At 45.4% G+C, this 9,272-nt stretch carries 9 protein-coding genes and 1 tRNA gene; 7 read left to right on the top strand and 3 right to left on the bottom strand.

Annotated elements, in window-relative coordinates:
- Positions 1-305: 305 nt before the first annotated feature.
- On the bottom strand, positions 306-1,196 hold the full coding sequence (gene crtR / locus PN499_RS03090) for a beta-carotene hydroxylase (RefSeq protein WP_272030225.1): 891 nt from the start codon (positions 1,194-1,196) through the stop codon (positions 306-308).
- Between the two features lie 135 nt (positions 1,197-1,331).
- On the opposite strand from crtR, the gene PN499_RS03085 reads away from it, so the two are divergent.
- From PN499_RS03085 to PN499_RS03055, 7 genes are all read left to right on the top strand, one after another.
- The gene (locus tag PN499_RS03085) at positions 1,332-2,231 is read left to right on the top strand and encodes a COP23 domain-containing protein (protein WP_272030224.1); all 900 of its coding nucleotides are present in this window, start codon (positions 1,332-1,334) and stop codon (positions 2,229-2,231) included.
- A gap of 43 nt (positions 2,232-2,274) precedes the next feature.
- Positions 2,275-2,430: a hypothetical protein gene (locus PN499_RS03080; protein ID WP_272030223.1), complete on the top strand. Its 156-nt coding sequence runs from the start codon at positions 2,275-2,277 to the stop codon at positions 2,428-2,430.
- Positions 2,431-2,486: 56 nt separating this feature from the next.
- Complete coding sequence (gene pyk, locus PN499_RS03075) at positions 2,487-4,277, top strand: pyruvate kinase (RefSeq protein ID WP_272030222.1); 1,791 nt, start codon at positions 2,487-2,489, stop codon at positions 4,275-4,277.
- Positions 4,278-4,355: 78 nt separating this feature from the next.
- Positions 4,356-4,427 (top strand) — tRNA-Thr (locus PN499_RS03070).
- Between the two features lie 97 nt (positions 4,428-4,524).
- Positions 4,525-5,346 (top strand): TIGR04255 family protein, encoded by an 822-nt coding sequence (locus PN499_RS03065; protein ID WP_272030221.1) that lies wholly within the window; start codon positions 4,525-4,527, stop codon positions 5,344-5,346.
- A gap of 5 nt (positions 5,347-5,351) precedes the next feature.
- Positions 5,352-6,089 (top strand): hypothetical protein, encoded by a 738-nt coding sequence (locus PN499_RS03060; protein WP_272030220.1) that lies wholly within the window; start codon positions 5,352-5,354, stop codon positions 6,087-6,089.
- A gap of 10 nt (positions 6,090-6,099) precedes the next feature.
- Positions 6,100-6,639, top strand: coding sequence for a hypothetical protein (locus PN499_RS03055; RefSeq protein WP_272030219.1), 540 nt, complete (start codon positions 6,100-6,102; stop codon positions 6,637-6,639).
- Between the two features lie 103 nt (positions 6,640-6,742).
- On the opposite strand, the gene PN499_RS03050 is transcribed toward PN499_RS03055, so the two are convergent.
- Positions 6,743-7,384: a hypothetical protein gene (locus PN499_RS03050; RefSeq protein ID WP_272030218.1), complete on the bottom strand. Its 642-nt coding sequence runs from the start codon at positions 7,382-7,384 to the stop codon at positions 6,743-6,745.
- Between the two features lie 90 nt (positions 7,385-7,474).
- Positions 7,475-9,272: DUF3769 domain-containing protein (locus PN499_RS03045; protein ID WP_272030217.1), on the bottom strand; the 1,798-nt coding region annotated here is incomplete at its 5' end.

The following is a 9,272-nucleotide window of genomic DNA, read 5'->3' as shown; positions in this document are numbered from 1 at the left end:
TGATTATTAAAAGCTATACTTGGGCAAGTTATAGTCAACAAAAAGTTATGTTTGACCGAGCTTGAATTGCCCATCAAGTGCGATGGCTGCGGCTGGCTACGCGATCGCGATTTTTTCTAACTTATTCAGCAAGCCCTAATTTATAGCACGTCTAAATGAGTTGTACAGTTTCTTATACCAATTAAAAAAAATCTTGTTATAACCTTGGCGTTGCTTTTAGTTCCTCTACCCAATCTACTTTCTGGATGGCAAATAGGACTAACAAAAACCCGGCTTTTTTAAGAAGCCGGGTTTTTGTTAGTTAATTAATCAGAAGTTTTGCTATGATGCAACCTAATTCCCAAAAAAATGTCGTATATAAAACTCCAAAAGTCCTTTTTACCTCCTAGTATTCCTAGTGTTTGAGGCGATCCTTTCTCATCTAAAAGAGGTTTGACTGCTTCATAAGCTGGCTTGTAATTATACCAAGGAATGGAAGGCCACAAATGATGAATTAGGTGATAGTTTTGTCCTAAAATTAAGATGTTCAAAATTGGACTGGGGTAAACTCTAGCATTCTTCCAGCGATCGCGTTCCTGAAAAGGACGGTGCGGTAAATAATCAAAAAATAACCCCAAAGCCAAACCTACTACTAAGGCAGGGGAAAACCAAAAATTCAGGACGTAACCTAAATGGTCGTATTGAATCGCAATATAAACTATTGCCGCTACAAATAAACGGCTGAAAAACCATTCCCACAGCTCAAATTTGCGCCACAGGCGACGTTTAAAGAAGAAAATCTCGTGGTAAAAAAATCTAGCAGCAATTAGCCACAGAGGGCCACCAGTGGAAACAAAATGATCGGGATCGTTATCGGGGTCATTAACATGAGCGTGATGCTGGATATGCACCCGCGTAAATACGGGGAAAGCGAAGCCCAACATCAAGGCGCTACCATGACCTAAAATAGCGTTAACTATGCGATCGCGATGTGCTGCATTATGCGAAGCGTCGTGTATAACTGTTCCTGCCATGTGTAAGGCAAGCACGTTCAGACAAAAACAGCACCAATCGGGCCAATCCCAATACCAATAACCTACATTAGAAATGCCCAGGATGGCTACTGCGCTCAAAAACAGCAGCAGCGTTGGATTAAAATCACCCGGAGGGCTCAGAAACTCTTTAGGTACTGTCAGTGACCGCCGGGGCTCCGACATTGTTGTTTGTACTCCTTAATATTTCATCCTTGGGTAGTATAGGATACAAACCCCCAACAGTAAAGTTTTTTGACACTCCCACCCCGCTCAGGGGATGGAATTCTTGAGAGCTAAATGTTATTACAGATAAAATAAGTGGGTGCATTGGGATTTTTGTCAAGAGCCGCCTCGGAAATTACGACTTGGCGGGAGAAACCTGAACCGCTACAGCAAACACTTTTGATCGAGGAGAATAATTTTATGCCGTCAAAGCTATTGGCATCGCACCTTTGGAAAATACTGGGTTTGGCAGCAGGGTCAGTACTCCTGACTACCGGCAGTGCTTTCGGATACTCACTCAGTATCAAAAATGATTTACCTGTACGGGTAGCTGCGGAACCCTCAGATGCAGATGCAACGACAAGTGACCCGCTTGACCCAACTGCTGAGGATGAGTCGCCGACCCCTGACGATGACACCAAGACAGTCAGCGAACCCCGGTTTACTTGCGAGTTGGACAATGGGAAAAATACTGTAATGTATCATCCTCAGAGCCAACCCAATCAATCTTACCCTTGGGCAATACCCAGCGATCTAGGCGGCGGTTGGTCGTCAGAACGCCGATGCGGTGAGATTAGCAGGCGTTTAGAATCTTACAGACCCGATGGCTTAGATGAACTGCGAACAGGAGTTGAAAACGGTTATAGCGTGATTTGCGTGACTACAGAAAAAAATCCCGATTGTCGGATTGTGCTGACAGTACCGCCGGGAGAAGATCCAAAGTTAACGCGCGATCGCGTCTTCCAAAACCTCACCGTCGCCGACAGCGGACAGTCTACTGAAGGTGTAAATACCTTCGTAGATGGGAATACTGGCAGAATCATCGAAAGAGTCTTAGGGGTAGATTCACCCAGAAACAGGCGCAATTCTCAGAGTGACAGCATCTACTTGCGACCTTTCCTAGATCGGGCCGACGGCGGTACAGGTGCGAGACTGCGAGGCGGTTTGCGGAGTCAACCGGGGCCGCGACTCAATCCCGATAACTTCCGCAACTAGGGCCGATTGGCGATCGCAACTCTGGCATTTAGGAATCAACAAAATGGTCTCAAAAGTTGGGAGGGCGATCGTTGCTAAAAAACACTTATTCTCAAATAGGTATAACAAGCGCGTTATATCTGGTAAAGTGGCAATGCCCATGCTGCTGCTGACTTTAAAAATTCCTGACTACTTTAGATTGGCGTTAGCCGCATTGTAAATAATGGGATAGCCAAAATTAAAGCCTCTCAGCCATCTGCCTCGCGAATTGATTTCATGCAACTGCAAAATTCCCACCGCCGGACTAAAATTGTCGCCACTATTGGCCCCGCAACTCTTGACCCAAAAGTGCTCCGCGATCTCATCGAAGCGGGTGCAACTACTTTGCGGCTCAACTTTTCTCACGGGACTCACGAAGATCACCAGCGAAGTATTCGCCTGATCCGGCAGACATCCTTTGAGCTCAATCAGCCGGTTGGTATTCTCCTAGACCTCCAAGGCCCGAAAATTCGCCTGGGACGCTTTGAAAATGGCTCGATTATCCTTCAAAAGGGCGACCCATTTACTCTCACGAGCCATTTAGTCCCCGGTACTGAGAAAATTTCCTCGATCACCTACGAACCCCTAGCAGATGAAGTGCCGGAGGGAGCATCAATCTTACTTGATGACGGTAAGGTGGAAATGGTAGTGGAGAAAATAGACCGAGTGGCACGGGAATTGTATTGCCGTGTTGTGGTTGGCGGCCCGCTTTCTAATAATAAAGGGGTTAATTTTCCGGGAGTGTATTTATCAATTAAGGCACTCACTGATAAAGACCGTAAGGATTTAATGTTTGGTCTGGATCAGGGTGTAGACTGGGTGGCGCTTTCTTTCGTTCGCAATCCTCAAGATGTACTGGAAATTAAAGAACTGATTGCTTCTGCTGGTAAGCAGGTGCCGGTGATTGCGAAAATTGAAAAGCACGAAGCGATCGAACAAATGGAAGCGATTTTAGCTTTGTGTAATGGTGTGATGGTGGCGCGTGGTGATTTGGGTGTGGAATTGCCAGCAGAGGATGTGCCGATTTTGCAAAAGCGGTTGATTGCTACTGCTAATCGGATGGGCATTCCGGTGATTACTGCAACTCAAATGCTAGATAGCATGGTGAATAATCCTCGCCCGACTCGCGCTGAAATTTCGGACGTGGCGAATGCGATTATTGATGGTACTGATGCGGTGATGCTGTCGAACGAGACGGCCGTTGGCAAGTTTCCAGTGGAAGCTGTGGCGACGATGGCGAGAATTGCAGTGCGGATTGAACAGGAAGATATCCGTCGCAATGTTACGAATGTGGAAGATACGGGCCGGTCGATTCCTAATGGGATTAGTCAAGCGGTGAGCCAAATTGCTGAGCAATTGAGGGCGCAGGCGATTATGACGCTGACGAAGACGGGGGCGACGGCGCGGAATGTGTCCAAGTTTCGGCCGAAAACTCCAATTTTGGCTGTGACTCCCCATGTGGATGTGGCGCGACAGTTGCAGATGGTGTGGGGTGTGAAGCCGTTGTTAGTGCTAGATTTGCCTTCGGCGGGTCAGACTTTTCAATCGGCGATTAGCGTAGCTCAGGAGAAGGGTTTGTTGTCGGATGGGGATTTGGTGGTGATGACGGCGGGTACTCTGCAAGGGGTGGCTGGTTCGACTGATTTAATTAAGGTTGAGGTGGTGACGGCCGTGCTGGGTAGGGGTACTGGTGTGGGTTTGGGAGCGGTAAGCGGGCGGGCACGGGTGGCTTTGTCTGCTGCGGATGTGGGGGATTTCCACAGTGGTGAAATTTTGGTAGTGCGGAATACGAGTGTTGATTTTGTGGAGATGATTCGCAAGGCGGCGGGTGTGGTGACTGAGGAGGCGAGTTTGACTTCTCACGCGGCGATTATTGGTTTGCGTTTAGGTGTACCTGTGATGGTGGGGGTGGAGAATGCGACGCGGGTGATTCGGGACGGTACGATGTTGACTGTGGATATGCAGCGGGGTTTGGTTTATTCGGGAGCGAAGAATTCGACTCCTACGGATGGGGAATTGAAGGTTTAGGGGTGGTTGGGGAAGTTGGCAAGATTCTTTTTTCTTGTCTTCTTCTCTAGTTTTGTGTTATAATTAATAATTGTCTGTGCCGATGTAGCTCAGTGGTAGAGTAACCGATTCGTAATCGGTCGGCCGCGGGTTCAAATCCCGCCATCGGCTTTGTTAAATAATTACTCGACTGAATCATACTGGGTTAAACTAGAAATTAAAGTATAAATCTATGGAGTAGCTTGTTCAGGAAACTAGAGGAGACAGCGTGACAATTAGCGTGGACACTAAGCAATTGGTATCTTATGACCAACCACCTGTTAGTGAGGTGGTTTGCGGCGTTCTGTTTGAGCCTATCGAAGCCTTACTTACTCCCCATATTGGCTTGTTATGGCAAAGATTTCAACCTGACTATCCGTTGTGTGACGATGTTGCTCCCATAGCAGCAAGTATGGAAGTTTTCAATAATCAGGATGTTGAATCTGAGTTTGAATTTACTAACATTCTTCCTTTACCAAGGGTATGGTTTATTAGCTCTGATGAAACAAAAGTAGTTCAAATCCAACGCGATATGCTGATTCATAATTGGAGAAAAGTTAGTGCGGATAGCGAGTATCCGAGATACGGGAATCTGATCGAAGGATTTCAAGAGCATTTAATGAACTTTAACTCCTTTCTCAAAGAAGCTGATTTAGGTCAAGTGCAGAGCTGTCAATACGAACTAAGTTATGTTAATCAATTACCCCAAGGAGAGGTCTGGGAAACTATTGAGGATATAGGAAAAATTTTCCCTGATTTTAAATGGCAAAAAAGTTCATCTCGATTTCTTCCCAAACCTCAAAATATTAATTGGACTACTACTTTTGATTTGCCAGAAGAATTTGGGAGATTACATATCTCCATTAGGACTTTGGTTATTAACAACCATCTAACTATTTTATTTCAGTTAACTGTGCGTGGAATTGGCAGTTATAATTCTGTAGATTCAATGCAAGGTTGGTTTGATGTGGCACATGAATGGATTGTACAGGCATTTACTGATTTAACAGATGAAAAAATCCAGATAGATATTTGGAAGCGGAGAGGGTAAAACCAATGACTATGACTAAACCTCGATTTAAAGCTCCAGAAATAGAAAATCAAGGCAGTACCTTAACAATCTTAGAAACTGAAGGAAAAAAAAATAATTTTACTAATGATATCATAACAGTTAATTCTGCTCCTTTACTGGCAAAGACTTCGGCTAAGTATCGAAATCCTGAAGTTAAAAGTTATTGGCATTACCCTCCAGTTCGGAGAAGTTATGCTTACCATAGCGATATTGAACAGCAAGCCAAAGATGACAGCCACAAAATAGCTCTATATAATCATTCTTCTACGCATCCAGGTCATTATCCAATAAGTAACAGACCAGAAAATTTACCCCGCACGCGCAAAAAGGTAGGGGCTACTAATCCTCATCAACAACGCTCTCAGGGGCTTAGATTATATCTTGACTCACTAAAAAATGAGGTAAGAGTCACAGGAGAGGTAGAATTTTCAGAAAAATTAATTGATCTATCCTGGTCACTATGGGAAACCCTAAAAAGTCAGCTTTTTGAAGTAAAAGGACTGCATTTAGAAGTTCCTGATGCTTGCCCAGGTTCAAGAGATAACTTCATGTATACCTGGTCAAAAGCTGAACACTACTTTGAGTGTGAAATTTTCGGAACTGGTGAGATTGAGTTTTTCTACCGTAATAGAAACAATGGTCAGGTTTGGGGAGAGGATACCACACTTGAACAGGCTTTTTCGACTGATATTTTGGACAAAGCTTCCCTCTTTATTAAATAAGTTTTTCAGAATGCACCCAGTTGGATCTAATTTAACCCCAGTCCCCAAAGATTGTTGTGTCCTTCGGCTTGCTCAACTACCTAAAGATTTTGCAGAAAAGGCTAATATTTCAGCTATCCAACTGGACTTATCCAATGAATTTACTCTGTCGTCAGACGATAAAGATTCAGTTCCACCCCACCTCAGCGTTTGGGTTGAGGCTCTTACAAAACCTGAGCAAGCCTACCGATTCCTTGCAGACAATTCACCTCGGAAATTAGTTCTTCGTCTTAAAGTTAATCAAATTTGTGAAATTAAAGGAAATTCTGGGGAAGGTGTCTATTCTAACTTGTTAGATGTTATCTGGGTTTACCTTTTTGATGAAAGCAATGAGCGGCGTGTTAGAGATAGTCGCCTTGGCGCTGATGGGCATTCTGGAATTACAGGACTTGATGAGAAATCAGTTCCCCAGGGATTAACTAACAGACAGCAGAAGAATCTTCGCAAGGATTTGCGAGCGCAGTTAGCGGAACTCGCATCTAAAGATAAGTTTCTTCTTACCAAAATATAGTTGTTCCTAAAGTTAAGTTTTATCTATATATAAATTTACAGTTATTTCACATCTCACCCTTACAGCGATCGCACAAAATTTCTCCGCAATTACCAATTATCAATTACCCTCTTTCATTCTTCCTTTTGGCCTCTGTTGCAACTGCTTTTAACTTAGTATAAAAGTCAGTATGCTTCACAGGATGAGCCGCTGAATCAACATCTCCTAATTCATTACTATTATCAGATTCCTCAGAATTAGACTCACTTATAGCCTCCCGATTAGAAGAAAACTCTGTACTTTCTCCCGTCCAATTTAAAATAGTAAGTTCACCACCCGACTTGCTAACTCTTACTCCTTCCTCTTCCTCTTTTACCTGATTCAAAACAGGGGATTGACGGGGAGGTAATTCAGAGGCAGCCGGAGTTTCCCACCCTGGTAAATCTATCTCTTCTTGGGGCTGCGTAGCCTCTTCCTCAACTGTCGAATCCAGCGGAAAACTGCTGCAAACTAAACGTTCAAATTCATGGTTGAAATGATAGAGAGGTTGACCGCGCCGCTGCCACATAGCTAATAAGTGTTCAACAGAAACGGTTTTGTAGCGCCCTTGATAAAGGGCTTCAACGACTGCTAAACGCAACCAATAGGCCGGGTAAATGGTCAACCATTCACCCACCAATTCCTCAACTGTGTCCCCGCTGATGTCAAAACTGTAGTGAACCAGCAGAGACGCTGCCTGTGCAGATATAGCGGTAACATCTGTCATTGTTAATTGTTAGTAGTTAGTAGTTAGTAGTTAGTAGTTAGTAATTACCAGTTAACAGTTAACTGTTAACAGTTAACTGTTAACAATTAACTAATCTGATAGCCGTACACCTCCTTCAACAGTTCGCACGCCGGAGAAAGGTTCTGGAGTACCTAGCCAGTTGAAGTCGCTGATCCGAAAAGTAAAACTGCCAATTTGACGCTGCGGGTTAAAGCGCAAGATCAATCCGTAGGTGCGGTGGCTATATTCCAAAGTGTAGTCTGTACTGATAACTTCACTGCTTTCTAAGTTAATCGCTGACTGAAATCCAACTCGGAAACCTCCAAAAACTTGTTGCACGATTCCAAAGGAGAGGATTCTCAAATCCACTAAGCGATCGAATAAATATGGCGATAGGCCATCCCGTGCTACCTGCGTGTAAGTCACGTTAAATGCAGTGTAGTCTAAATATCTGCGAGCGAAATGACCAAATTGCCCTTGGATGCCAATACTACCAGCAAGGGAGTTTTGGGAGTCGCCGTTGCTGTAAATGCTGGTAACGCCTCTGACTCCTAATGCCAGTTGTACGAAGGGAACTACTGGCCTAGCTGTGTACCTCAAACCCTGTGTCGGTGTGCGAGGTAAAGGTTGCCCACTCCACAGGTTAAAACCGCGACTGACGGCGATGCTGGCTTGAAAGCGGTTGAGATCGATGCGGTTATTGGGCCGGAAGAGGGGGAGTAAGTCGGGGCGATCGCTCTCAGCATTGATAAACTGATAGCCAACTTGATAGCTAACATTGATGCCGCTGTCACCCAAGGGAATGACGGGGGATGCTAAGACTGCGCCAACGCTACTATGGACGCTTTGATATCCCAAACTGCCGTTAAATAAGCGATCGCGAAAGCTGTATTCTCCCGTTAGCGTGTGGTTGCCCACATATTGCCGCAACCGCAAGTTACCCCGAAAGTCTTCTTCGTCAAGATTGGGGAATTGGTCAAAGTTGAGAACTTGCGCTGTCCCTTGCAGTTTTGTCCGCGAGCCCAAGTCGGCACTCAAGCTGGCCCTCATCCCGTAGTTGTCTGGGAAAAAAGGGTTATTATCGTGTTTCTCGATCGCCCTCTGAATGTAAAACTGAGGAGTAACATTCAGTTGCACTGGCCCCCCAGTAAATACATCCAAGGAACATTCAGCATACAATCCACCGCGATCGCCCCCATCGAAGCCAAATGTCCAGCAAGGGCCACTCCGCTTGCGGCTATCAAATACTTGCCGCTGCGGAAATATAGGTATTTTAATCGCTTGGTCAAAAACCAGGCGCGGCTTAGTTGTTACTAATTCTTGTGCAGTAGGCGAAATCTGCCTAATTACCGCCCGTTGGGCTCTGATCTCAAATTCTGGCGGCGAAAACGGATCGTTAGTCAGTCGAATATTAGTCGCTACCCTACTGCCATCGGGTAAAATATCCAGCCTTTCAGCTTCAAACCGCACCCGGTTAACAGTACCGACGACTTGCGGAAAGGTGAAAAATTGCCCTCTCCTCCCCCCAATCACAACGTTAGCACCGGGAGTTGCCCTAATTCCGCGCACGGGTTGCTGGCTGAGAATGCGATCGCTGAGGGGTTCGTCTAAAAGCCCGCCCGCACTAATGTCTGTGGGCAATGTCGGGGCGAGATCGGAACCTGCGGTGGGGATAAAAATCTCGCCTCTGGCCTGGGCGATCGCGCCTGAGTTTAAACCTAAATTGTATTCCATGCGATCGCCGCGCACGACTTGCTGCCCTCGCCTGTAAGCAACATTACCCTCCGCCACTACTTGCCGTGTCAGCAAGTTCACCACTGCGCGATCGGCATCGATTACACTTTGCTGAAACCTAACAATCACATTACCGATCGCCGTTACTATTTGC

It is taken from the genome of Kamptonema animale CS-326, from assembly GCF_028330895.1.
In the GTDB taxonomy this organism is placed as follows: domain Bacteria; phylum Cyanobacteriota; class Cyanobacteriia; order Cyanobacteriales; family Microcoleaceae; genus Kamptonema; species Kamptonema formosum.
This window is presented reverse-complemented; position numbering and strand designations above follow the sequence as displayed.

Excerpts from the sequence above, each read along its gene's own strand:
- crtR (WP_272030225.1), bottom strand. The coding sequence starts at position 1,196 with ATGTCGGAGCCCCGGCGGTCACTGACAGTACCTAAAGAGTTTCTGAGC.
- PN499_RS03055 (WP_272030219.1), top strand. The coding sequence starts at position 6,100 with ATGCACCCAGTTGGATCTAATTTAACCCCAGTCCCCAAAGATTGTTGT.
- PN499_RS03060 (WP_272030220.1), top strand. The coding sequence starts at position 5,352 with ATGACTATGACTAAACCTCGATTTAAAGCTCCAGAAATAGAAAATCAA.
- PN499_RS03050 (WP_272030218.1), bottom strand. The coding sequence starts at position 7,384 with ATGACAGATGTTACCGCTATATCTGCACAGGCAGCGTCTCTGCTGGTT.
- pyk (WP_272030222.1), top strand. The coding sequence starts at position 2,487 with ATGCAACTGCAAAATTCCCACCGCCGGACTAAAATTGTCGCCACTATT.
- PN499_RS03080 (WP_272030223.1), top strand. The coding sequence starts at position 2,275 with ATGGTCTCAAAAGTTGGGAGGGCGATCGTTGCTAAAAAACACTTATTC.